The 291-nt window shown below is 62.2% G+C and carries 1 protein-coding gene; it reads left to right on the top strand.

Annotated features, from left to right (window positions below):
* A partial coding sequence (locus AB3X89_RS40490; RefSeq protein WP_368588093.1) for a DDE-type integrase/transposase/recombinase occupies positions 1-291 on the top strand: 291 nt, incomplete at both ends.

Raw genomic sequence — 291 nt, 5'->3', positions numbered from 1 at the left:
CGTGTGTCGAGCTCGGCGCGCACGGACTTCGTTCTGGACGCACTGGAACAGGCCTTGTACGAGCGACAGCCGGCGCAGCAGGACGGGCTGATCCATCACAGCGACCGCGGCGTGCAATACGTATCGATCCGCTATACGGATCGGTTGGTCGAGGCTGGCATCGGGCCGTCAGTGGGCAGCGTGGGCGACTCCTACGATAACGCACTGGCTGAAACGATCAACGGCTTGTACAAGGCAGAGGTGATCCATCACCTCGGACCGTGGCGCAATCTGCAGGCCGTTGAAATGGCG

The sequence above is a fragment of the Paraburkholderia sp. BR14320 genome, from assembly GCF_040948665.1.
Lineage (GTDB): Bacteria > Pseudomonadota > Gammaproteobacteria > Burkholderiales > Burkholderiaceae > Paraburkholderia > Paraburkholderia youngii.
The sequence above is the reverse complement of the archived record's forward strand: the minus strand, read 5'-3'. Positions and strand labels throughout refer to the sequence as shown.